This is a genomic window from Vibrio sp. Vf1514 (assembly GCF_052076135.1).
Lineage (GTDB): Bacteria > Pseudomonadota > Gammaproteobacteria > Enterobacterales > Vibrionaceae > Vibrio > Vibrio furnissii.
In genome coordinates this window covers 1,086,629-1,111,042 of sequence record NZ_CP197268.1, presented here as the reverse complement: position 1 = coordinate 1,111,042, position 24,414 = coordinate 1,086,629, and the positions used below count along the sequence as shown (strand labels likewise).

Annotated in this window: 17 protein-coding genes; 12 read left to right on the top strand and 5 right to left on the bottom strand. The window is 43.4% G+C overall.

The genetic code is table 11. The annotated features are described in order from the left end of the window. Position 1 precedes the first annotated feature (1 nt). The 8 genes from ACS18Q_RS19845 to manA all read left to right on the top strand — a co-directional run bounded on the left by ACS18Q_RS19845 (position 2) and on the right by manA (position 10,999). The gene (locus ACS18Q_RS19845; RefSeq protein ID WP_004726975.1) at positions 2 to 1,084 is read left to right on the top strand and encodes an ABC transporter ATP-binding protein; all 1,083 of its coding nucleotides are present in this window, start codon (positions 2 to 4) and stop codon (positions 1,082 to 1,084) included. Between the two features lie 148 nt (positions 1,085 to 1,232). Further along, positions 1,233 to 2,237: a LacI family DNA-binding transcriptional regulator gene (locus ACS18Q_RS19840; protein WP_014257546.1), complete on the top strand. Its 1,005-nt coding sequence runs from the start codon at positions 1,233 to 1,235 to the stop codon at positions 2,235 to 2,237. A 188-nt stretch (positions 2,238 to 2,425) separates the two neighbouring features. Continuing rightward, positions 2,426 to 3,790, top strand: coding sequence for a phosphomannomutase (locus tag ACS18Q_RS19835; protein ID WP_441257731.1), 1,365 nt, complete (start codon positions 2,426 to 2,428; stop codon positions 3,788 to 3,790). 37 nt (positions 3,791 to 3,827) lie between these two features. After that, complete coding sequence (locus ACS18Q_RS19830) at positions 3,828 to 4,820, top strand: glycoside hydrolase family 130 protein (protein ID WP_000111640.1); 993 nt, start codon at positions 3,828 to 3,830, stop codon at positions 4,818 to 4,820. A 127-nt stretch (positions 4,821 to 4,947) separates the two neighbouring features. Continuing rightward, positions 4,948 to 6,120, top strand: coding sequence for a glycoside hydrolase family 130 protein (locus ACS18Q_RS19825; RefSeq protein ID WP_014257544.1), 1,173 nt, complete (start codon positions 4,948 to 4,950; stop codon positions 6,118 to 6,120). A 302-nt stretch (positions 6,121 to 6,422) separates the two neighbouring features. Continuing rightward, positions 6,423 to 7,712: a carbohydrate porin gene (locus ACS18Q_RS19820; RefSeq protein WP_000773470.1), complete on the top strand. Its 1,290-nt coding sequence runs from the start codon at positions 6,423 to 6,425 to the stop codon at positions 7,710 to 7,712. Between the two features lie 77 nt (positions 7,713 to 7,789). Further along, on the top strand, positions 7,790 to 9,763 hold the full coding sequence (locus ACS18Q_RS19815) for a methyl-accepting chemotaxis protein (protein WP_441257730.1): 1,974 nt from the start codon (positions 7,790 to 7,792) through the stop codon (positions 9,761 to 9,763). A gap of 42 nt (positions 9,764 to 9,805) precedes the next feature. Then, positions 9,806 to 10,999 carry a mannose-6-phosphate isomerase, class I gene (gene manA / locus ACS18Q_RS19810; RefSeq protein ID WP_000569777.1) on the top strand — a complete coding sequence of 398 codons (1,194 nt, stop codon included), beginning with the start codon at positions 9,806 to 9,808 and terminating at the stop codon, positions 10,997 to 10,999. A gap of 121 nt (positions 11,000 to 11,120) precedes the next feature. Here manA and ACS18Q_RS19805 read toward each other — a convergent pair whose 3' ends face one another. After that, a complete protein-coding gene (locus ACS18Q_RS19805; RefSeq protein ID WP_441257729.1) occupies positions 11,121 to 13,124 on the bottom strand; it encodes a cellulase family glycosylhydrolase in 2,004 nt (667 codons plus the stop codon). Between the two features lie 326 nt (positions 13,125 to 13,450). Between ACS18Q_RS19805 and ACS18Q_RS19800 the strand changes: the two genes are divergently transcribed. Continuing rightward, complete coding sequence (locus ACS18Q_RS19800; protein WP_154179708.1) at positions 13,451 to 14,725, top strand: ABC transporter substrate-binding protein; 1,275 nt, start codon at positions 13,451 to 13,453, stop codon at positions 14,723 to 14,725. 144 nt (positions 14,726 to 14,869) lie between these two features. Further along, the gene (locus tag ACS18Q_RS19795; RefSeq protein WP_441257728.1) at positions 14,870 to 16,075 is read left to right on the top strand and encodes a cellulase family glycosylhydrolase; all 1,206 of its coding nucleotides are present in this window, start codon (positions 14,870 to 14,872) and stop codon (positions 16,073 to 16,075) included. Between the two features lie 317 nt (positions 16,076 to 16,392). Here ACS18Q_RS19795 and ACS18Q_RS19790 read toward each other — a convergent pair whose 3' ends face one another. From ACS18Q_RS19790 to ACS18Q_RS19780, 3 genes are all read right to left on the bottom strand, one after another. Next, on the bottom strand, positions 16,393 to 16,731 hold the full coding sequence (locus ACS18Q_RS19790) for a cytosolic protein (RefSeq protein WP_441257727.1): 339 nt from the start codon (positions 16,729 to 16,731) through the stop codon (positions 16,393 to 16,395). 103 nt (positions 16,732 to 16,834) lie between these two features. Continuing rightward, a complete protein-coding gene (locus ACS18Q_RS19785; protein WP_441257726.1) occupies positions 16,835 to 18,238 on the bottom strand; it encodes an HD-GYP domain-containing protein in 1,404 nt (467 codons plus the stop codon). Positions 18,239 to 18,487: 249 nt separating this feature from the next. After that, entirely contained in the window at positions 18,488 to 18,832 is a 345-nt protein-coding gene (locus ACS18Q_RS19780) for a DUF3316 domain-containing protein (RefSeq protein WP_004726968.1), read from the bottom strand. A 439-nt stretch (positions 18,833 to 19,271) separates the two neighbouring features. On the opposite strand from ACS18Q_RS19780, the gene ompW reads away from it, so the two are divergent. Next, positions 19,272 to 19,916, top strand: coding sequence for an outer membrane protein OmpW (gene ompW / locus ACS18Q_RS19775; protein ID WP_004726967.1), 645 nt, complete (start codon positions 19,272 to 19,274; stop codon positions 19,914 to 19,916). Positions 19,917 to 20,266: 350 nt separating this feature from the next. Continuing rightward, positions 20,267 to 22,093, top strand: a complete 1,827-nt coding sequence (locus ACS18Q_RS19770; RefSeq protein ID WP_441257725.1) for a M4 family metallopeptidase — start codon at positions 20,267 to 20,269, stop codon at positions 22,091 to 22,093. A gap of 77 nt (positions 22,094 to 22,170) precedes the next feature. On the opposite strand, the gene ACS18Q_RS19765 is transcribed toward ACS18Q_RS19770, so the two are convergent. Next, a complete protein-coding gene (locus ACS18Q_RS19765) occupies positions 22,171 to 24,216 on the bottom strand; it encodes an alpha-amylase (RefSeq protein WP_432581817.1) in 2,046 nt (681 codons plus the stop codon). Positions 24,217 to 24,414: the final 198 nt, after the last annotated feature.

The window sequence follows — 24,414 nt, the reverse complement described above, 5'->3', positions numbered from 1 at the left end:
CATGCATGCTGTAGAAGTAAAAAAACTAAATAAATCTTTTGGTAAAACGGTCATCCTAAATGACATTGATTTGGAAATGGAAGCTGGAGGCTTCACGGTGCTTCTGGGGCCCTCTGGTTGCGGTAAGTCGACTCTGCTTCGCCTTATCGCTGGATTAGAAGATGTCACTTCTGGCCAAGTGGTGATTGGCGGTAAAGACGTGACGCTCGCAGACCCTAAAGATCGTGATATCGCTATGGTATTTCAATCCTACGCGCTGTTCCCTCATATGACGGTCAGTGAAAATATCGGCTTCGGTATGAAAATTAATAAGAAGCCAGCTGACCAGATAGCGCAGCGTGTGAAAGAAGTTGCTGATATGTTGCAAATTGGTCATTTGCTTGACCGAACGCCGGCTCAATTGTCTGGTGGACAAAGACAACGTGTTGCCATTGGTCGAGCATTGATGCGACAGCCCAAAGTGTTCTTGTTTGATGAACCATTATCTAACCTCGATGCAAAACTACGTGGTGAGATGAGGCTCGAGTTGAAAAAGCTACATGCGACTTTGGACTCAACGATCATCTATGTGACTCATGACCAAATTGAGGCGATGACTCTGGCGACCAAAATCGTACTGCTGAATAAAGGTATCCCACAGCAAATCGGGACACCTTATGAGATTTACAACAAGCCAGCGAATGTGTTTGTCGCGAAGTTTGTGGGAGCTCCGCAGATCAATTTGTTGAAAGGTCTGTTGTATAAAGAGGGCGACCGATGGGGGGTACTGGTTGATAATGTATGGATCCCTGTGGATGGGTATGAGTTTTCAGAGAAGCCGGTAAGTGATCGTAAAGTGTTATTTGGTATTCGTCCTGAACATGTGACTCAATCACCGCTCAATAGCCATTTTGAGATTCAGTTGCCAGTCAACGCTTTTGAGATGACCGGTTCTGAAACACTTGCGGAGTTTGATATGTATGGGCAACCGCTGAGATCTAAGCTCGATGCTAACCAGCAAATCAAGAATGGAGAATCGCTCAATCTGCATTTGAATCTTCAAAACGTATCGATTTTCTGTGCTGCTACTGAAGAACGAATTTAGTCTATCTATACTCTCCACTAATAAGAACAGGCATTAACTGCCTGTTTTTTTTGATTCAGTTAAAATTTTACCAACATAGACTTGAGTCCTGATTGCTTCAATGCGACACTTTCTTAACGTTACGAATTTTTGCAGCCCGAAGAAATTTATGTCTAAAGCTACGTTAAAAACTATTGCTGAGTTTACTGGATTATCGGTTACCACGGTCTCTCGTGCTTTGAAAGACGGAGATGATGTCAAACAACCCACGAAAGACAAAGTAAAAGCAGCAGCAGAAAAGCTAGGGTATCGACCGAATCTTTCTGGTTTAGGATTGAGAACGGGGATCAACTACAATATTTGTGCGATTTTACCGGTGACAAAACCCGGTGATATTGTCGGTGATGTCGGTACTCTAGCGCTCATCGCCGGGTTGACTGCAGGCCTTGAGGGGACACCATTCCATCTGACAGTGTTACCTTTAGAACCGGGACAGGATCCGCTGATTCCGGTCAAATATGCTGTAGAAAACAACTTGGCTGGCGGTATTATTTTTAACCTGACTCTGACTCAAGACGAACGAGTGACGTATCTCCACGAGCAAGGTATTCCATTTGTCACTTTTGGTCAGACGGAGATGAGTGTCGAGCACGCATATGTCGATATCGATAACTATGATATAGGGTATCGAGCGGCAAGTTATCTATACGACAAAGGATGTGAGCATATTCGTTTGCTCAGCTCCTCACAAGTATATACCTACGCCTGGCATAAGTATTACGGTGTCAAAAGGGCATCCATGGAATACGGAATGTCTTTTTCCAAAGACAAAGACATTATCTTTGACACTGATGTTGATAACTATCGAGATTACGCAAAACGATTGATGGAAGGAGAGAATGCTCCAGACGGTATCATCTGTGGTTCTGAGATCAGTGCTTGCGGTATGATTGCCGGGATTCAAGATGCGGGTAAACAGATCGGAAAAGACATAGAATTGATTGCGGTAGAAACGTGTGATTTGCCTAGCTTTTTTATGCCGCCAATTCCGGGTTTAAGGCAAGATTTTCACAGTGTCGGTAAGATGTTGTCTCGCTACATCGTCAAGTGTGTTGAGGGGGCGGATCCAAAAGATCTGAGATATGTCGAAAAAACAACGCTATATCCTCGATAACTAATTACGGTGCAATCGTAAGCCTTTCATTTTAGAGCCAGAACGAGAAGTTCTGGCTTTCTTTTTAGTGTTGTTTCGCCTGTTAAAACTCAATATACATCACACTTATTGTCTAAATAATGCAGATGTTCTTGAAACTTTTTGGCAAAAACTCAAAAATGGTAACGTTACGATTTTGGGAGAGAATAATGGAAAACTTAGTCCAAGCATTTAAAGCTTATGACATTCGAGGTCGGCTGCCAGATGAATTGAATGAAGATATTGCTTATCGAATTGGTCGAGCGTACGCGGAGTATCTTCAGGCAAAACAAGTCGCGGTTGGCTACGATATTCGTTTAAGTAGTGAGTCTTTGGCATCTTCACTTCGCAAGGGGTTGATCGATGGTGGTTCTGAAGTCATTGACCTAGGTTTAGTTGGAACAGAAGAGGTCTATTTTGCGACGAGCCATTTAAACCTCGATGGCGGCATCATGGTGACTGCTAGCCATAATCCGAAAGAATACAACGGAATGAAGCTTGTTCGCGAACAATCCAAACCGATTAGCGGTGACACGGGTTTAAATGACATTAAGGCGCTCGTACAGTCACAACCCTATTTACCTTCCAACGATATTGCTCTTTATAACAAAAAATCGAAACGTTACGATATATCAGGTGAGTATACGAAGCATTTGCTTGGTTACATCAATAAAAGCGAACTAAGGCCATTGCGTATCGTCGTGAATGCAGGCAATGGTGCCGCTGGCCATATGATTGACAATCTAGAAGCTCATTTACCGTTTGAGTTCATAAAAATCAATCATACGCCTGACGGCAATTTCCCTAATGGGATACCGAACCCATTATTACCTGACAATCGACAAGCGACAATTGACGCCGTTATCGAAAAGAAAGCCGATTTTGGTGTTGCTTGGGATGGTGATGTTGACCGCTGTTTTTTATTTGATGAAAACGGTTGTTTTATCGAAGGTTATTACATCGTAGGTATGTTGGCTCAAGCGTTTCTTGATAAAGAACCGGGTGCAAAGATCATCCATGACCCTCGATTAACGTGGAATACCATCGATGTAGTTTCGAATTCTGGTGGTGTTGCCATTCAATCAAAAACTGGGCATGCGTTTATCAAAGAGCGAATGCGTCAAGAGGACGCTGTCTATGGTGGGGAAATGTCTGCACACCATTATTTCCGAGACTTCGCTTATTGTGACTCGGGTATGCTGCCTTGGTTATTGATTGCTGAACTCGTATCAAAAACAGGTTTGAGCTTATCTCAATTCGTATCCAAAGCTCAAACCTGCTATCCAATTTCGGGCGAGATAAATCGTACTGTTCCGAATCCTGAAGTTGCGGTTAACCGAGTCTGGGATGCCTTCATTGATAGTGCGGTTGTGACAGATATTACTGATGGTATCAGTATGGAATTTGAAGATTGGCGATTTAATCTACGCTCCTCCAACACTGAGCCTGTTGTTCGTTTGAACGTTGAATCGAAGCGTAACCCTATCTTAGTTGAACAGAAAACAAATCAGATTCTGGCGCTGTTACAACAGTAGTACCTTCTTTTTTTGATTTTTAAGTTTGGAGAATAAAATGTCTGTAAAAATTATTGGTGATGCAATTCCTAACATGCCTTGGCAAGAGAAGCCTGTTGGCGAAGAAGGGGTTATGTGGCGTCACTCTGAGAATCCTATCATCGACTGGAACCCATTTCCTGCCGCTGCTCGAGTGTATAACTCTGCCGTCGTACCATTTAATGGCGAGTTTATCGGTGTATTTCGTTGTGATTATAAAAATGGTCGTCCGCATTTGCATGTTGGGCATTCAAAAAATGGATTGAATTGGGAATTTCAACAAGATCCTATCCAATGGTTAGATGTTGACGGAAAGCCTTTTCAACCCACATACGCCTATGATCCGCGAGTTGTAAAAATCGAGGACATTTACTACGTGACTTGGTGTACTGATGACCATGGTGCCACGTTGGGTGTTGGTATGACTCGTGATTTCAAAACGTTTACGCGTTTAGAAAATGCATGTGTGCCATTTAACCGCAACGGTGTTTTGTTCCCTCGTAAGGTCAATGGTCAATTTCTGATGTTGAATCGTCCTTCTGATTCCGGCCACACACCGTTTGGCGATATTTTCCTAAGCCATTCAAATGACATGGAATACTGGGGTAAACATCGCCATGTGATGGGCAAAGGTGGCAATGGCTGGTGGCAGGGAACCAAGATTGGTGCTGGGCCTATTCCTATCGAAACCTCGGAAGGGTGGTTGATGATTTATCATGGCGTATCTGGGACATGCAATGGTTTTGTATACAGTTTCGGTGCTGCATTACTTGATTTAGATGAACCATGGAAAGTGAAATACCGTACTCGAGACTACATTTTAACGCCTGAAAAGAGCTATGAAACAACAGGTTTTGTTCCGAACGTTGCCTTCCCATGTGCCGCGTTGGCGGACTCTGAAACGGGACGAATCGCAGTTTATTATGGAGCGGCTGATACCTATTCAGCTGTCGCCTACACAACTGTTGATGACCTCATGCGTGAATTAAAAACAAAATCTGAAGTTTTCTAACGTCAAACTTTAAATATCAAGCACATAATGATGATAAATCGTAACGTTAAGTTTTTATTTGTCATCATTATAACGATTGTCATTCATCGTCTGATGATGATGTCTGTTTTAAAATTTAGGGTCAAATATGTCTATTTTTAGCCAAAGACTTTCTGATTTGAAATCAGATTTTTCTCGTAATACTGAATATGAAAATTCACCAATTACTCCAGGAAATGGAATTTTTTATCGCTACAAAAAACCTGTATTGACAGCGGCACATGCACCATTGGCTTGGCGTTATGATCTGAATCCAGAAACGAATCCTTTTTTGATGGAACGCCTAGGTATTAATGCTGTATTAAACCCAGGTGCTATCGAGTTAAATGGGAAGTTTTACTTAGTTGCGCGTGTTGAAGGACATGATCGTAAGTCTTTTTTTGCCGTAGCGGAATCAGAAAACGGTGTTGATGGTTTCAAATTCTGGGATAAACCTTGTGTTATTCCGCAGACGATTGAGTCTGATACAAATGTTTACGACATGCGTTTAGTGAAGCATGAAGATGGGTACATTTATGGCCTGTTTTGCACTGAGCGAAAAGATCCTGAAGCTCCCAAAGGCGATGAGTCTTCGGCTGTAGCACAGTGTGGCATTGTACGTACTACTGATTTAAAAACCTGGCAGCGTTTACCAGATCTTAAAACTCGTTCGGCGCAACAACGTAATGTTGTTCTGCATCCGGAGTTTGTAGACGGCAAGTATGCACTTTACACACGACCACAAGATAGCTTTATTGAAGCGGGCAGTGGTGGTGGCATTGGCTGGGGGTACACCGATTCTATGGAAAGTGCTGTGGTTGACATGGAATATGTCATTGATCCAAAGACTTACCATACAATAAAAGAATCTAAGAATGGTCAAGGGCCAGCGCCAATTAAGACGAGTCAAGGGTGGTTACACATTGCTCATGGTGTGCGCAATACTGCCGCAGGTCTTCGTTATGTTCTCTATAGTTTTATGACTGCACTCGATAACCCAACGAAAGTGATCCATCGACCTAGCGGATACTTTTTGGCTCCTGAAGGAGAGGAGCGGGTAGGCGATGTGTCCAACGTCGTGTTTTGCAATGGATTAATTGCTCGAGACAATGGTGAAGTGTTTATCTACTACGCATCATCAGATACTCGTTGTCATGTATTAACCACAACTGTCGATCAGTTGGTCGATTATGTGATGAATACACCAGAAGATCCGCTAACATCATATCAATGTGTTGCTCAAAGAATTGAATTAATTAAGTCAAACGAAAAATATGTATGACTCGAAGAGCACGTATGTGCTCTTTTTATTTATCTATAATATTATTTGTGATCTAAGTTATATAAAAAAATAAAAATGTGATGCTTATAGAATATTAATATTAGGTAATCACATGGAAATAGATCTTGGATCTCATTTATGATCATAACTTATATTCTCAATCATAAATGGTGATCAAAATCGTAACGTTACCATTTTTTGTTTTGGTATAGTTACCTCAACCCAAATGAAGCCAGTAAGTAAAAGGATTTTGTTGGGTGGGTCTTTTTGAATTTCAAACAGTAACGATAAGAAGAAGCACTATGAAACTAAATAAATTAGCAAAAGGTATCATCCTTGGATTATTTGTAGCGTCTGCCCCTGCGCTTGCTTTAGAGACTTCAGGAGAGCTACACGGTTATCTCAAATCGGGTCTATTACTCAACGGTGATGGAACACGATCCAACTCCCTAGGGCTTTTTACCAATTACGGTAAATTCCGTCTTGGGAACGAACAAAACACCAAAATCGAGCTGTTGCCTACAATCAAAATTACCACTGACGAAGGAACATGGGCTCGAGTAAGAGCGAACTTGACGCACGAAACGAAGTGTACAGCAGACTGGAACTGTGTTGATGGGGACGATCATGACATTCAGTTCCGCGAAGGCTACGTTGAAATGGGCGGGTTTTCGTTTGCGCCAGAGAGTGTGTTTTGGGCAGGTAAACGATACAGTTCATCTAACACATCGAGCCATCAATACGATTGGGAGTACATTCAATACAACGGTACCGGTGGTGGCGTTGACAAAATTGATGTTGGCTTCGCAAAAATGGACGTAGGTGTTTATGCTTTTACCCCTAGTGGCGAAAACTCTGCAGATCCTGACGATAGCTCGACCCAAGGTTATCCAGAAGATATTTCTCTTAATGTTTGGTTCAAAAAAATCGCTGATTCAGGTTTAGATTTCCAAGTTGTAGGGCACACAATGGAGAAAAGCTCGTGGCGTCAAAATGGTCCTACAAGTGGTTTGGGATTGACCGCGGTTTATAACTTCGATGGCTTTTATGGTTTAACGAACGGCTACTCTCGCATTACTGCTCAATATGGTGAAGGTCTTGCTGCGGGGGATTCACTGGGTAAAAACGGTTGGGGTTTTGGTAATGCTAAAGACGCTAAGTCAGCGCGTATTGTTTTTGATGGCCTAGCAAATCTAAGTGAGTCTTGGGAGCTATCTACTTTTGCGTTTTATCAGAGTGATTCAGATTATGCGCCATGGGCCGGTACCAAAACTGGTGCAGATCGCGATATCTACGCAATTGGCGTTCGCCCACATAACCAAATCACCAAAAATTTCGCAATGCAGTATGAACTTGGTTATGAGCATATTAAAGAAGACGTTGCTGACGGCGCAGATGGTGGCTTCTATAAGGCAACTATTGCTCCAACATTGATGCTGGAAACTGGCTTCTGGGCTCGTCCACAAATTCGTGCTTTTGTCACTTATGCGAAATGGGATGATGGTGCATCGTCAAAAATTGATTCTGGTTACACTCGTAATGGTGAAACAGATACATTGAACTTCGGTATTCAAGCGGAAGTTTGGTTCTAGGTTATCTATGTAGATTTACTGTCCTTCTTTGGAGAGAGCATTGCTCTCTCCTTTTTTAATATTGGTGAAGGAATGCCATGAAAGTTGTAACCCAAATTATAATAGCCTTTGTTAGTGTTCTATTGATTCTTACATTGACGAACTCATTCGTAATCTATCATTCAAATTCAGCGAAGGATGACATTGAGTTCGCAATCAATAAATCGCTTTCTTTGAATGAAGTAGCCAGTCAGCTACAAAGTGAAAGTCAAAATATTGATATTCAACTGTCAACTGTTATGAATGCTAATGATGCCAATATTATTAATAATGAAATTTTTTATTTACATGAGAAAATGGATGCCTTTATCAATTCATTGTCTTCATCTCACCTTGCTGATGTGAATTATCTAGAAAATATTGCTGATGATTTAAAGGAAGTTATTGAACAAAAAATATCAATTAAAAAATTAGTCCTTGATAAAGAAAATAAAATAAAAACAGATCGAAATGAAATGGAAAATATTTCCGTTTCATCGGCTATTATAATTAAACGAACATTGACAATGTCTAATGAGCCTGATGAGTTTTTAATTAAAGATATAGAGTCATATCTCGAAAAAATAAACGCATCCATAGCAATGACGAATAAGATTTTGTTTGTCGATGATGAAGTCGAAGCAAAAACAATTGTCAACCAGATGAATAACCTCAAAAGTCTAATTGAGGATGATGAAGAGTTTCTTTATGAAGAATTACCATCGATTAGAAATGAAAAAGATTATATAAGTTCGAATGATAAGTTAATGAGAATCCTCTTTTCTGAAAATAGCATTCCTCAGTCCAAGTTAAATGTCATACGGTATAATGATGAACTTGAACAGTTAAATGTTAATTATCTTGAAAAGAAAGAAGAATTGTCGAGAAAATTAATCGAACTCAGAAACGACGCAAGTAAAAGTAACGAGGTCGTAAAGAAAGATATCTCTATAACACTTGATTCCATTGTTAAAATTCAGCTAGTGTCCTTATTCCTTTGTTGTACTGTTATTGTTGTTTCAGCTTGTATTTTAGCAAGGAAAATAAAAACGCCAATCAATTATTTACTTGATGTGCTTCAAGGGTTAATTAAAGGGAATTATTCCCAATCTGTGACTTGCCAGGGGTGGAGTCTCGAGTTTTCTTTACTTATTCACCAATTAAATGAAGTAATTGTTACTAACAGAGAGTTGATAAATAAAGTCAAATCGAACAATTTGAGCATATTCTCATCAAGTGAAGATAATGCACGTTGTGTAGACAACCTGCGGGGTCTTAACAATAGTCAAGTATTAGCTGTACATTCTATATCAGCAGCTTCTGAACAGTTAGAACAAACAAGTAAAGAAACGGAAAGTTATATAAATAACACGAGAAATCATACACGAGGAATAAGTAACTCTGTTGATGATGCCATTTGCTTAATCGATGGCAGTGTGGATGGAAATGACTTGTTGAGCGAGATGATTAAAGAAAGTTCACTGACTATTTCAGAGGTTGAGTTTAGGACGAAAGATATTAGAAATATTGTCGATGTTATTAGTGATATTGCTAGCCAAACGAATTTGTTGGCACTCAATGCTGCTATTGAGGCCGCTAGGGCAGGAAGTTATGGACGAGGGTTTTCTGTTGTATCTGATGAAGTCAGTAACTTGGCCAAACAAACAACGCAATCCACCAATAAAATACAAAAACTAATTGAAGCATTGAATATGGCTAGTTCTAATGCTGTAGAAAGCATGTCTGTTTGTACTGAACAAATGAAAAAAAATTCAAAGGACTTACAGCAAACTAAAGCGGCAATATCTGATATTAGTGAACATGTCTCGGAGTTAGTTCAACAGACAGATATTGTTGCTCAATATGCTCAGGAGCAGTTCCAATCATGTGGACATATTGCGAATTCAGTTTCTTCTGTTGTTCTAGGGTTTGATAAGAGTGTCGAATATTTAGATAACGTTTCTGGAGCGAGTCATAGCTTATTAAGCCTATCTAATGGTCAGAAAGAAGAACTAAATAAATTTCTAACGTAATTGATTTTTATTGTTGATGTTATTTTATTTTGAGGTGAGAGTATGATCGAAATTAAAGGTGTGATTAAGAACTACGAATGGGGTGGTCATCATTACATTTCCATGATGACAGATTCAGATTTATCAGATATGCCTATGGCAGAGTTGTGGCTTGGCGATCATAAGTCCGGCTCTTCTATGCTTGTTGACGGATCATCGCTTTCAAAATGGATAGAAGCTTCCCCTGAATATCGTCTAGGTAAAAAGTTGGTTCAACGTTTTGGTACTCAACTGCCATATTTGTTTAAAATCCTTGATGTTAAGGAGCCTTTATCTATTCAAGTTCATCCCACACTCGAGCAGGCTAAACAAGGATTTCTTCGAGAGCACTCTCTTGGAATTCCGGTTCAATTGAGAAGTTATATGGATGAGAACCATAAGCCGGAGCTGATGCTCGCACTTTCCGATTTCTATCTGCTACATGGATTTCGTAACGTTACGGAAGCTTTGAATGAACTTAGTTTGTTTAAGTCTTTCGACCCGTTAGTTCGCTTGTATTCAGATCTAGGGATTCAAGGGTTTGTATCGTCAATTTTCGCGTTGCCAGCGGATAGGATTCGGTCTTTGCTTCTTCCTGTGATTGAGCAGTATCGCAACGCTTATCATCAAAATGAAATTTCTAAATCCGAGCCACTTTTTTGGTTTATGAGATCGGTAGAAATTATTCAGAAAAAAGCTAGACCGCTTGACCCTGGTTTGATCATGATTTTTATTATGAACCTGATGTATGTTCCAAAAGGTGGCGTTGTTTTTCAGGATGCTGGGGTGCCGCATGCTTATCTTGAAGGTCAGAATCTTGAGTTAATGGCGAATTCAGACAACGTAGTGCGCTGTGGGCTTACGCCTAAGCATATTGATATCCAAGAACTGCTGGCTATCACTAAGTTTTCTCCAATTGTTCCGAAGACTTTAGCCGGTAAACCGAGTTTGGATGGAGGATTAGATTACATTGTAGAATCAGATGATTTCCAACTAAGAGAATATCGACTAGATAAGGGTCAATCGCTTACTACTCCGGATGAGCTGGGAGCTTGTATTTGGTTTGTTCTAAGTGGAGAAATTAGACTCGGAAATCATCACCATTATTCTCGCTCTGGTAGTGCTTTCTATCAACGTCCAGAAGAAGTCAATGTTATCCATGCAACTTCAGATGCTTTGATTTATCGAGCTTCTGTGTCAGCCAGAGTTTTTTCTTAATTCAATTCATTTATGTCGGATCAGCAATAGGGCCTTAGCCTTCTCCGATGTTAAGACACAGCAAGTCACCAGCTAAAACGCCAGCAGTATAGCTGGCGTTTTAGTATCTAGTTTATCTTCTTTAGTAGACAGGTTTAAGAAACTCGATGTCTTCAATGTAGATTGAACCGTTCAGTGGGAATTTATCACCGACAATACAAACAAACATATCAGGTAATTTCTTGGATAGGTCCCCTAAGTTGATTTCTACGACTTGTTTATAAAAATATTGACCACCCATTTTCACTTTATCTAGGTCTTTAACTTGAACTCGATGTTTGTCAGCATCGAGCTTAACCCAACCATCACCGAGAGCAGCATAAGGTCTCAGGCCACCTTTATCGTCGTTGTTGACGGGAACGTAGAGTGTGTAGCGCATCTTGGTATGTTGTGAAAAATTAGAAACTGCTTGGTTTCGAATCTTGAGCTCTTCCCAGTCATGTTTACCAGACCAATCTACATTGAGTTGTAGCATTGGCTTGCCCAATTTTTCAGATACTTCAATCGCGGGAGTATTCCAACTGGCTTGCCATGTGCCGTCTTTTTGCCATCCTTGAGTTGTGCGATCACTAAAATCGTATTTAGTCTCGACTTCATATCCCTTAATTGGTCGATTAATGTCAACGCTTGCTTTATCGGTTTGACGCTCACCTTCAGCAAATGTTGCGACGGTGATAAATGTTTTGGCTCCATACCCAATATCGGCAGAAACCAAATTTGCTTCAAAATATCCGTCGCCATTGGTATCAACCATATCTACAGTTAAATCATTCTCCGGAATTCTTAGCTGCATTTTTGTGATTTCATTGCCTAGCTTAGGCATTGGATAACTGCGCGCAGTAAACGTTGGTTCAGATATCTTCATTCCGTCAATTGGATACGTGAGATACACGGTGTCTTTTGTTGAGTATTCCACTCCTCTCATTTGCTTCGAATGGTTGGTGAGGATCTGTGCCGTGCGACCACCATCATTTAAGATTCTAAAGCCATCATAATCAGGGTACAGGTTATTGGGTTGATCGGGGTCTGTACTGGTTAAAATCCAAAACATACTGCCAGCTAGGCCTGCTTGATAGGCTGTATTTGTCCATTTATGATAGATGAAGTCTCGATTCTGTGGCTCATTCTTGCCAATGCCATACTCTTCAAGTACAGCCGGTTTGTTAGCTTTCTTCGCGGCTTTTGCATGCTCCTTGATCCACTGGGTTCCCCATTCTTCGGCGTTATGTTTTCCCCAGTGTTCAGGGTACAAATGGAATGTACCGTAGTTGATATTGGGCAGCGTGATGATACGTTCCCAATCGACACCTTCACCGCCATTATATGTCCAGTCTGTATTGCCTTCGCGGTTGAAAAAGCCTTCAGACCCTAGAGCGATCAATTGATGCGGTGCAAGCTCTCGAACAAAGTCACTCATCTCTTTGGTCCAATTAAGCAGCAACTCACCCGTGTTATCTGATTGTGCTCTAGGTTCGTTTGCCAGCTCCCAAGTTAAGATGGTTGGTTCGTCTTTATTGATAATACCTGTATAGCGGTTTTTATGTTCTATGAGATGTTTTACGTAGTTTTTATAGGCGTCTTTAATATTGATGTCTTTGTAAAAATCATCATGATGAGTGCCGTTAAACCAGTCGACATATTGTTGCATTCCACCAAAATCGCCCCAGTTATTCGTCAGTACGATAACCACCCGAATACCACGTTTCTTCGCCTCTGAAACTGTATAGTCCAGTTTCTCTAAAGCGCTTTTAACGCCGGCCGGTGGGATATATATTCCTGGTTCGGGTTGCATGGTATGCCCATGGCTAACTCCTTCCATAAATCCCCAAACGCGTATGGTGTTCAGTCCCATGTCTTTTGCATCGTCTAAGACGGAATCAATCATGTCATGCGATGCATAATGCATGTAGTAATTGTTCGTGCCAACGATACGAAATGGTTGCCCGCCAACCATGAATGATTGGCCTTGTTGGACAACAAAATTCTTCATTGAGTCGGTAGGAAAGGGATGTGTTGATGTGACCCCACCACCACTACAACCTGCAATGATCGTCAATAGGGGTAGAGCATAGCGGATGTTCTGCATACATAGTCCTTTTTAATGTTTGTATTTTGACGATGCTATTGTCCTCAAAACTCGATGCAAAATTAATGGTAACGTTTCGATTATGTGTTTTACTTCAATAAATATGACGCTTTGTGACTGCCGTCTCAATTTAATCATTGTTATGGTTAATTGACTATGATGCTGTTTTTATTGAATTTAATTAAATTTTTATTACTAAACTCTGAATCTTGTGGTGATTTTGCTCACGTATCAATGCATTTCAACTAGATTAATAAAATCGTAACGTTAATATTTAGGCAAACAAAACAACCAAGTATCGGCTTTGATACACATGGAGATAGAGAATGAAATCATTTGTACCCACAATTACAAAGACACTCATCGTCGGAGCAATCACGCTCGGGACTAATGGTATGGCACATGCTGTCGTGACCGATGGGATCAATCAAGCTCTAGTGAAAGGATCAATTACGTTCTATACGAACCGTACTGACCTTGTTGAGGCGGGAGTCTATAAGCGATATGAGAAAGAGTTTAAAGATATCTATCCCAACGTTACTGAAGTGAAAGTGATTGGTTTTGCTGACTATCAAGGCGGTTTACGTCCAAGGATGAATACCGGTGATTATGGTGACCTCGTACTGATTCTTCCTTCTGTTCCTTCAGAACAATATGGAAATTTCTATGAACCCTTGAACGCCCTTTATTCACCGGAACAAGTTTATTTTTATGATGCTTGGGAGAACAATGGCAATGCGTATGGCATCTCAATGGGTAACTCGGTTGAAGGTCTAGTTTACAATAAAGAAGTTCTTGAGAAAGCTGGCGTTGAAGTGCCAATTAAGACGCTATCTGACTTTTTTGATGCGGCACAAAAGATCAAAGCAAATGGTCAGATCCCGCTCTATATCAATTTTGGTGCTCAATGGCCGCTCCAACAATGGGATAAATTCCCATTGGTTGTGGAAGGTAACGATGGTGTATATGAACGAATGCTTACTCAGGATAAGCCGTTTTCAGGTGACACTGCTTACAACAAATCATTGAGTGTACTTAAAAAGTTAATCGATGATGGGTTGACTGAAAAGGACTTGATGACGAATTCTTGGGAAGACTCCAAGAATGCTATCGCAAAAGGTGATGCGGGTATGTATTACCTAGGCAACTGGGTTATCCCTCAAGTGATTGAGCGTGGCGCTGCGTCGAACAACATCGGTTTCATGCCAATGCCTTCAAATGATAAAGGTGAGTTGAATGCGCAAATGAATCACGACTGGGGTTACGCTGTTAGTAAGTTTTCAAATAACAAAGAGACAGCTAAGGCTTATCTTAAATATCTGATTGAAGATTCAGATTTCGAGAAAATTGCAGGCTTTATTCCTACGTTAAAAAGCAAGAAACCATCTTTAGAACAGCTCAATGAATATATGAGTTATGAACCTCATGTAATTCAAACTCCTGTTAACTCATCGACATTTATTGAAGTAACTAATCGCTCGAAAATCGATTTCTATTCAGGCGGATATATTCAAGATGTGATTACATCTAAAAACTTTAATGAAGCTCTTGAAAAGTTGGACTCACGTTGGGAGCGCGCTAAAAAACGGGTAATGAAGTAGTTTAAATTGCGGCAGCATAAATTGGCTTATAGCCAAGGTCGTTCGGGGGAGCGACCTTTTTTTTAAATTTTTACTGAGTATTTTCTATATAGTTGTTGGAAAAACACTTAGAACGAACTAACGTTATAATCTAAGGATATAGAAATGAAATATTTTAATTTTTGCATAGTAACGCTTTTATTTTTATTTTCTAATACGGTTTTTGCTGGGCTTTATGTTTCTGGCAGTGTGCTTTATGAATACAATGGAATCCCATTTAAGATCCGAGGCATTAATCACGCTCATGCTTGGTATGCAGATAAGCTAGAAACTGCATTGCAGGGAATATCGTCAACAGGAGCTAATACTGTGAGGATCGTATTGAGCAACGGACATCGATGGAATAAGACTAGTGCCGAAGAGGTTGGCAATATTATTCGACTAGCTAAATCATACAACTTGATTGCAGTCTTAGAGGTGCATGATACGACAGGTTACGGTGAAGAAAGCAGCGCAGCTGATTTGAATTCTGCGGCGGATTATTGGATCGAAATTAAAGAAAAACTAATTGGTGAAGAAAACTACGTTATTATTAACTTAGGCAATGAACCGTTCGGTAATGGAATCATTAGTAGTGATTGGGCAAAGGCACATAAAGATGCAATTAACCGGTTAAGAAGTGAAGGTATGAATCATGTCATCATGGTCGATGCACCGAATTGGGGACAAGATTGGCAAAATATAATGTTAGATAATGCCACCTCGATTTTAGATTCAGATCCTTTACATAATATAATTTTTAGTGTGCATATGTATGAAGTTTACGGCGATTATAGCACTGTAAATAATTATATCTCGTCTTTTGTCAATAAAGGACTCTCTCTTGTTGTGGGTGAATTTGCGGCGACACATAAAGGGTCTAATGTAGATGAAAGCGCTATCATGGAACGAACAGAAACATTAAGTTTAGGATATATCGGTTGGTCGTGGTCAGGAAATGATGATTCGACAGCTGATTTGGATATTGTCAATAATTGGAATAATGATTCTTATACGAAGTGGGGTAATACATTAATCAATGGCGAAAATGGAATAAAATCGACTTCTCAGATCGCAACAGTTTTTACGTGTAAAGATGATTGTTCTGGCGAAAGTACTCAGTATCCCATTTGTAGTTCATCTTCCCTTGACCCTGATGGGGATGGTTGGGGGTGGGAAAATGAGCAAAGCTGTATCGTTCAAGACTCAAATGAAACCGCTCCTAATGGTTATGCTTATTGTTCATCTGAATCATCTGATCCAGATGGTGACGGTTGGGGATGGGAAAATAACGAATCGTGTGTTGTGAAAGGTTCTAACGCAGATTATTGATTAGCGTATTCTCGACATGGCTAGTTGTAGTTCATAAGCATCCTTTTAAGTATGCAGGATGCTTATGGACTGAGGCATTCAACAACGATGACTGTGGAAATGTATTAGGAATATGCTCATATAGGCTTTGAGTATTCATACTGCGGTGTTTTCGGTCACTATTCAGCGGCCGGGAGGGCTAGCTGGAATGGAAAGCAAGAGTTAATGCCCCACTCCTTGTTTGGGATGTATCACGCTAATGAACCGCAAAATGACTTTTCTTAGTGGCGCAACGCTACCACCGTTCTATTCGTCGATTTCAACAGACTGAATGATGTTCAGTTCATTCGAGTAATGAAGGTTTGTTCGTCGTCCACAAACGCCACAAAGCCACCGTGATAGATAAATACTCGGCCACGCCCTTCAACGAGGCAGGCAAGTTGTGGGTTCAAATCTTCGTCGTTATCTTCGCTTTGAAATGTGCCGGTATCGGTGATGACGCCGCGCAGTGCCGGCAAATATCCGTAAGCGCGCTTGGCTTGGTCAATGAGGCTTAATTCGCTGGTGGTCGAGAAGTATGTGGGGATGGCACCAGCATCTTCGATGAATAGCGGTTTTAGTTCTTCAAAGGCTGTGATCACCAGCCAGTCGATGTCGTTCACGTGGTGGATAAACATGGTGTTTCTCGGTCATTCTGATGCGGCGATGTTATCACTATCAGGCGAGAACGTCGTAGGGATTTAGTCAGGCGCGGCGGTATCCTTGTTTTTGAGCATGCATTTAGAGCATCGGTGACGCGGGAACCCCGCTCATACCAATATCTTTCATGTACTTCTCAGGAAGTTTGCTGAGTGCCGATTTGAGCGCATTAAAGCACAATGGGTCGATGGCCGTCCCCACATTTTCTTCCATGATTTCTAAAGTTTTGGGAATTGGAATCGCCCCTCGATAAGGGCGTTCAGCCGTAATGGCGTCAAAAATATCTGCTGTCGTAATAATCCGTGTCATCATCGAGATTTCATCGGCAACCAATTGATCGGGATAGCCTGTGCCATCTAATTTTTCATGATGAGCCGCGGCCATTTTGGCAAACTGTTTTAACGGGGATATTTTTTCAATGATCTCTCTAGTAAACACCGCGTGATTTTGTATTTTCGCCCACTCGTCATCATCCAACTTCCCAGGTTTGTCCAAAATCGTATTACTAACTCCGAGTTTACCTAGATCATGTAAGAGTGCTGCTCGTTTTAGCCATAGTCGATCCTCTGCGTCTATCTTGAGTTCTTCGGCGATGAGCGTACTAAAAATAGCGACTCTAGAGCTGTGTCCGGAGGTAAAAGGACTCTTGGCATCAATGATTTTGCCGAAAGCCGTCACAATTCGATCGAAATAATCATCATCTAATGGAATCATCGCTTGGGCGGGTGACATAGACAGGACAAAAGGGACGATGGATGAGGCATTGAGTGCGCTGATGAACTCAGGATTGTCTTTCAACTGCTTAGCCATTACGACTAAGTGAGGATCTAGCCAGTTTCCGGAACGACTTTCGAGTTCAGAAAATGCGATACTCAAATCATGTTCACGTTGAAAAACATCCATCACTTGAGCGAGTAGGGCAATTCTTGAAAATAATGGGATGTGATCACGCACTAATCCATCAGGACGACCTGAACCGTCCCAGTGCTCGTCCAAATGTTGAATTCCTTGGGCCACACTTTCACTGAACAAAAGCTCACGAGCAACTTCAGCCCCTTTTGTACAACGCGTTTGAATCAGCTCTTGAGCATAATCTTTCCCATTTTTCAAAATATCAATCGTGGTAGAGATACGCTTACGCCAATGCTCACCCGAACCTGCATTTTTCAGGACGAAATTAATCGCACTCGTCAGGCTCGTACCGGCCGTTTTATATTGTTGTTTAAATGTAAGATCATCGGTGGCGTAGAGTTCACAGATTCGAGCGGCATTGCTGCTGCAGCCAGCATCTTTGAGAAGTAACGTGAAATACAGGTCATGAAGCTCCGATGATGAGAGGTTCATTCGCTCACCAATATGCATGCCAATCCAGCAGCAACGCATACTGTGCTCTGGGGGCTGTCCTTCGGTCATATCTAGCGCCACTGTCAATGAAGAAATCAGCTCGGCCAAAGGCATATTGAGATTCGAACCTTGTAATAACATCGCACGCGACTCATCAAGACATAAATAAAAAATATAGTGCAACCTTGAATTGTCATCGAACAATAAAAATGCTGTCGTGGATTCATAAGTGCAATTTTGAGCGTTCAGTCACGGGAATGATGAGCGGGTGATTGCATGCGAAGTGCCAGGCATTTGGCCACTTTGATGATGAAAGGGTGCTGACCTCGATGGTCAAGAGGCAAGCAATAGAAATTCCTGATGAGCAGGGGACTCATCAGGCGGGAACGATTAATCGTCGTGTGGGTAATATTGATAGCGGTAGTCGATGGTCAAGACGCTTTGAAATTCAATTTGACCGTTTTGCTCTGCAACCGGTTTAACGCTGCGTCGAATTTGGCTGATCCGCACGCTTTTGCTGTCTACGTTGTCATCGTAGATGGGCAGCACTTTGAGCAGTTCTTGCGAGGGCATTGCTTTTAGGTTGGCCATCATGGCCTCGCCGGCTTCGGCGGCTTGCTGTTGTGTCTGGTAACTGGCGGTACTCAAATTGGTTTGTGGGGCACCGAAACGCATTCCGGAAAGCGCAACGCTACTAAACAACATGGCGGCAAGCAGCAGAATAATCTTCTTCATACTTACTCCATTCAAGTTTCAATTTACGTCGTTATTGTCTTCGTGATCCGCTGGGGCGGTGTTAGCAAAAGGTCAAAAGATCAGCAAATTATCCACAGATAGCGCGTGGTGTTGTGATAATTATCACATTCAATGTGGCCCGTCATTCCCCGCGATTCGGCGGCATAAGTGCAGAATGGGTTCAAATTCTTGACAGACAAATTTCATCAAAATTGATCCAAGTCAAGTGTGGTTCGAATGGGGACACGTGACGCACGCGAAAGTTGCATTAGATAATTGTTTTTTAATTGCAATAAAAAGTGATGAACCCTGCATTTTCTCACTATTTGTAGCAATAAATTTTACAAATTGATTTCCATCAAAAATGTGTGGTCTCTCTGTGCTACTGTGCGCCACATAAGAATTACAAACTCTAGCCCAAGAAAAAGGAAATCAAATAATGAAAAAAACACTTTGTGGACTTGCTGTACTTTCAGCGTTGGCTTCAGCAAACGTTCTGGCTCATCAAGAAGGTGACTTTATTGTTCGTGCTGGTTTAGCGTCAGTCGTCCCAAATGACAGCAGTGATAAAATTCTGGGTAGCCAAGAAGAGCTGAAAGTGGATAGCAACACACAGTTAGGCTTAACGCTGGGTTACATGATCACCAACAACATCAGTTTTGAAGTGCTGGCCGCGTCTCCTTTCTCTCACGATATTTCGACGGACCTAGGCGGTCTGGGTAAAATCGGTGAAACTAAACATCTACCGCCAACATTCATGCTGCAATACTACTTCGGTGAGCCTCAGTCTGATTTCCGTCCATACGTGGGGGCGGGTATCAACTACACCGTGTTCTTCGACGAGAAATTCAATAGCACCGGTGAAGGCGCAGGTTTGAGCGACCTGAAACTGGATGACTCTTGGGGTCTGGCGGCGAACATCGGTATGGACTACAAGATCAACGACAACTGGTTCCTGAACGCATCAGCGTGGTACGCCAACATCGAAACCACCGCGAAATACAAAGCAGGCGGCACATCATACTCAACTGATGTGAAAATCAACCCATGGGTCTTCATGATCGCAGGTGGTTATAAGTTCTGATTTTTAATCGATATTTTTATTGGAAAGGGCAGCGATAGCTGCCCTTTTTTTGTGCCTGTCGGGACTAAATTTATTGATAAAGATGTGTATGCCTTTGTTTGCATATATTTATCAATTGAATATAAACTTTTGATTGATAAGCCGGATTTTCCTGATGGGTTTATCAATGCTCCCTCATTCCATGGTGTGACTGTCAGTTTTCTTGAACATCAGGCGCAAATTATTTTTTTGCCCGAGTGGCGAGCTGGATTTTCTTGTTCCACTTTCAATGGGCGACGAATGTCGCAGGTCAACAGATGCCAATTGAATCAAGGCAATCTACCTATTTTCACACTCTCTAGGAATGAGAAATGAAAACATTACAACGTCAAGTTAAAGGCTTACTCGCAGTCGGTACGGTAATGGCTTTCCCGGTTTCGGCAGCGCAATGGGTCGCCGTCGAAGACAGTGGTCAGTTTCAGCAAACATTAGTGGCACAAAAAGGCAGCATCGTCACGCCAGCCAATGGCTATCAGGCCATCAAAACCATTCAACTGCCCAACGGAAAAGTGAAAGTGCGTTATCAGCAGTTGTATCATGGCGTCCCGGTGTTCAACACGGCGGTGGTTTCGACCGAGTCGAGTAAAGGGATCACCAAAGTGCAGGGCATGATGGCACAGGGCATTGAAGCCGATGTTGCCACCGTTAAGCCGACGCTCGATGAGAAGCAGGCCATCGCTAAAGCGGCAGAGAATTTTAGCGCCGCCAACGCGTCATTTGCGGGGCAGGATCTGCCGATGGAAAATCAATCGGCGGTATTGATGGTGCGCTTGGATGACCAGCAACAGGCACAACTGGTGTATCTGGTGAACTTCTTTGTGGCGTCCGATACGCCTGCGCGTCCTTTCTACTTCATTGATGCCAACAGTGGCGACGTGGTGAAACAGTGGGATGGTTTGGCACACGCGGACGCGACGGGCACCGGCCCTGGCGGTAACCAGAAAACGGGCATGTATCAATACGGCACCGATTATCCGGGATTTGCGGTGAGTAAAACCGGTTCAACCTGTACCATGCTGAGTTCTGCGGTTAAAACCGTAGACCTAAAGAACAAAACATCAGGCACGACAGCTTACAGCTACGACTGTAACAACAGCAGTAACTACAACGATTACAAAGCGGTGAATGGTGCCTATTCGCCGCTCAATGACGCCCACTACTTCGGCAAAGTGGTGTTCGACATGTACAATGATTGGCTGAATACCTCGCCGCTGACGTTTCAGCTAACCATGCGTGTGCACTACGGCAGCAATTATGAGAACGCGTTCTGGGATGGCTCTGCCATGACGTTTGGTGACGGCTATTCAACCTTTTATCCGCTGGTGGATATCAACGTGAGTGCGCACGAAGTCAGTCATGGCTTTACTGAGCAGAACTCAGGGCTGGTATATGAAGGTATGTCAGGCGGTATCAACGAAGCCTACTCGGATATCGCGGGCGAAGCGGCGGAATACTACATGCGCGGTTCGGTAGACTGGGTGGTCGGCAGCGACATCTTTAAGTCGTCCGGCGGCCTGCGCTACTTCGATACGCCGTCAAAAGATGGCAGCTCGATTGATCACGCTTCTCAGTACTACAGCGGCATCGACGTGCACCATTCAAGCGGTGTGTTCAACCGTGCGTTCTACTTGATTTCGAATAAACAAGGTTGGGATGTGCGCAAAGGTTTTGAAGTATTTGCCGTGGCAAACCAACTCTACTGGACGCCAAATAGCACCTTTGATGAAGGCGCATGTGGTGTGGTGAAAGCTGCGCAAGATTTGGGCTACAACGTCAATGATGTGACTGCGGCCTTTACCACGGTTGGCGTGAACTCATCATGTTCTGTGGATTCTGGCAATGAACTTGTCAAAGGCCAACCCGTGACTGGTCTTTCTGGTTCTGCGGGTTCTGAATCGTTCTACTCTTTTACGGTGAACAGCGCCACAACCGCGACGGTATCGATCAGTTCTGGTTCGGGTGATGTGGACTTGTACGTGAAAGCGGGCAGTAAACCAACCACCAATTCTTGGGATTGCCGTCCATATCGTTCGGGCAATAACGAGCAGTGTTCGATCTCGGCTGTTGCAGGCACCACGTATCACGTGATGCTGAAAGGCTACAGCGCCTACTCCGGTGTGACGCTGCGTCTGGACTAATTACTGATCCCTTGTTATTTCCCTTAAGAAAAAGCGCACTCCCAGAGTGCGCTTTGTTTTTTCTTTGGATGGCTGAGTTAACGGCCGACAAACGCGACCACAACTTTGTCATCGCCCAGCGTACGCGAGAACACATACGCATCTTTTTGTTCGATGACCTGATGTTCGCCTCCACCAATGGCCGGATGGCGGTGACGGAACTGGCCGACAGTTTGCCAATGGCTCAGCAGTGCTTGGCGATCGGCATCCAAATCCCAGTTCATGCTAGAGCGAGTGCCCTGATGGAAATCATCGGCATAAGGACCGACTTCTCGTGCGACTTCATCACCGTAATAGACTTGCACCGCGCCCGGGGTGAGCAGTAACGCATTGGCTGCGTTCCGCTGCATGTCGAGCGATTTGAAACGGCCATAGAATAGCTCGGTATCGTGCGAAGACATGTAACTGACGGGGTTGAAATCGGGGTACTTCGCCAGCGTTTCGGCATAGTCGCGGTACACCATCGCCATTTGGCTCAGACACGCTGCGCCGGTATCCATGCGTTTTTGAATGTCGAAGTTGATCAGCGCGTCAAATCCATCATCGAAGTAAGGGCTGCGGTAAGCGCGATGGCCCCACACTTCACCCATCATCCAGAATGGTTCGCCTTGCTGGCCATTGGCGGCACGCCATTCATCGAGGCTTTCACTCGCTTTCTGTTTCAGGCGCTTCCACACATCCCCTTCCACGTGTTTCACGGTATCCACGCGGTAGCCATCCACGCCAAAGCGTTTTACCCAGTCGCTTTGCCATTCAATCAAGTAATCCGATACGGTGTAGTTGTCTTTGGCGACCACGCGAGTGCCCGGGTTGTTGAGCAGCCATTTGGGCGGCGTCACGTAGTCGGTCGATTCGGTGCGAAAATCGGGCAACCCAGCCAGTGACATGGTGATGTCGCTAGAGCCCGGTTTGGGATAACCGGGAAGGCCCGCTCGAACCCAATCGCCGCCCCACCAATCGCGCCAATGGTTGCTTTGGTAGTTGATGTTTTGGTGGAAGCTGTGCCAGTTTTCACCGGCTTGAGGCGCCCAATCGGCCCAGTTTTTCGGTAAGTTGCGTGGGTTGACCACGTCAACGCCGTCGAATTGCAAATCAGCCAGCGTCGCATAACCGGTGTGGTTAATCACCGCATCCAGCAGCACTTTCATGCCACGTTTGTGCGCCTCAGTGACCAATGTTTTCAGATCGTCATCCACCCCGAAGTTTTCATCGATTTTGGTGAAATCACGCGTCCAGTAGCCGTGATAGGCGTAAAACGGAAACGAGCCGCTGTCGCCGCCACCAACAAAGCCGCGTACCTGCTCAACAATCGGAGAGAGCCAGATGGCGTCGGTGCCAAGGCTCTTGATGTAATCAAGCTTGGCGATTACGCCTTTTAAGTCGCCGCCATGAAAGGTGCCGACTTCATCTTTGCCATCGCTTTTGCGGCCATAACTGTGATCGTTGCTTGGGTCGCCGTTCTTAAAGCGGTCAACCATCACAAAGTAAATGTTGGCGTTCCGATAGGTAAAGGGTTGCGCTTTGGCTTCCACCGGTTCTAACAACACCAAACCGCCGCTGGTTTTTGATGGGGTGAGTGTGACTTTGCCCTGCTGTACAGTGACGACTTGTTGGGTAAAGGCATCTTTGAGTTGGGTGCCATCGGCGTAGGTGTTACCCAGCGCCAGCGTCACATCGCCCCCTTGGTACACTTCACAGGTGACATTCGGAATCGGGCGTTTGAATTCGGTTTTGGTCGAGGTCGTGGCCTGACGCACAAACGTCAGCGTATGAGCCTTGGCGTCATAACTGAACGCGTATTGTCCCGTAAAACGAATCTTTAGCGGCAGTTCAGTTGCGCTGCCACAATTGAGCGCGATGGGTGAGTTGAATTTAACGCGTTGATCGGCGGGCGCTTCACACTGCCCCTCGACGCCGGTGATACGCAGCGTGTAGTCATCTTTGGTGAGTGGAATGACCAGCGGCTCTTCGCTACTGAGCGGAAAATCGCGGCTGTTGGTGGTGGTGGATATGGCCAAGTTGGGCGAGGCCATGACGGTTGGCGCCACAGCGAGTAACGCCAGTGTTAGGGTGCTGAGTTTCATACTCTATCAAGTCCTTGTTTCATCGTCCCTGACTACAGAGGTCTCGCTCAACCAACGCAAAGCGGTAGCCATTACTTTGCCGTTGAGGTCACGAAATTCAGTAGGTTGGGCTGTGTTGGAATTATTCATGTTCCACATTACCTCGTCTATTTTGTCGACACATCATTCTCAAACCTACGCCCCAAGAGCTTGAACTGA

Coding starts and splice junctions, on each gene's coding strand:
- ACS18Q_RS19845 (WP_004726975.1), top strand. CDS start 2: ATGCATGCTGTAGAAGTAAAAAAACTAAATAAATCTTTTGGTAAAACG.
- ACS18Q_RS19840 (WP_014257546.1), top strand. CDS start 1,233: ATGTCTAAAGCTACGTTAAAAACTATTGCTGAGTTTACTGGATTATCG.
- ACS18Q_RS19835 (WP_441257731.1), top strand. CDS start 2,426: ATGGAAAACTTAGTCCAAGCATTTAAAGCTTATGACATTCGAGGTCGG.
- ACS18Q_RS19830 (WP_000111640.1), top strand. CDS start 3,828: ATGTCTGTAAAAATTATTGGTGATGCAATTCCTAACATGCCTTGGCAA.
- ACS18Q_RS19825 (WP_014257544.1), top strand. CDS start 4,948: ATGTCTATTTTTAGCCAAAGACTTTCTGATTTGAAATCAGATTTTTCT.
- ACS18Q_RS19820 (WP_000773470.1), top strand. CDS start 6,423: ATGAAACTAAATAAATTAGCAAAAGGTATCATCCTTGGATTATTTGTA.
- ACS18Q_RS19815 (WP_441257730.1), top strand. CDS start 7,790: ATGAAAGTTGTAACCCAAATTATAATAGCCTTTGTTAGTGTTCTATTG.
- manA (WP_000569777.1), top strand. CDS start 9,806: ATGATCGAAATTAAAGGTGTGATTAAGAACTACGAATGGGGTGGTCAT.
- ACS18Q_RS19805 (WP_441257729.1), bottom strand. CDS start 13,124: ATGCAGAACATCCGCTATGCTCTACCCCTATTGACGATCATTGCAGGT.
- ACS18Q_RS19800 (WP_154179708.1), top strand. CDS start 13,451: ATGAAATCATTTGTACCCACAATTACAAAGACACTCATCGTCGGAGCA.
- ACS18Q_RS19795 (WP_441257728.1), top strand. CDS start 14,870: ATGAAATATTTTAATTTTTGCATAGTAACGCTTTTATTTTTATTTTCT.
- ACS18Q_RS19790 (WP_441257727.1), bottom strand. CDS start 16,731: ATGTTTATCCACCACGTGAACGACATCGACTGGCTGGTGATCACAGCC.
- ACS18Q_RS19785 (WP_441257726.1), bottom strand. CDS start 18,238: ATGTTATTACAAGGTTCGAATCTCAATATGCCTTTGGCCGAGCTGATT.
- ACS18Q_RS19780 (WP_004726968.1), bottom strand. CDS start 18,832: ATGAAGAAGATTATTCTGCTGCTTGCCGCCATGTTGTTTAGTAGCGTT.
- ompW (WP_004726967.1), top strand. CDS start 19,272: ATGAAAAAAACACTTTGTGGACTTGCTGTACTTTCAGCGTTGGCTTCA.
- ACS18Q_RS19770 (WP_441257725.1), top strand. CDS start 20,267: ATGAAAACATTACAACGTCAAGTTAAAGGCTTACTCGCAGTCGGTACG.
- ACS18Q_RS19765 (WP_432581817.1), bottom strand. CDS start 24,216: ATGAAACTCAGCACCCTAACACTGGCGTTACTCGCTGTGGCGCCAACC.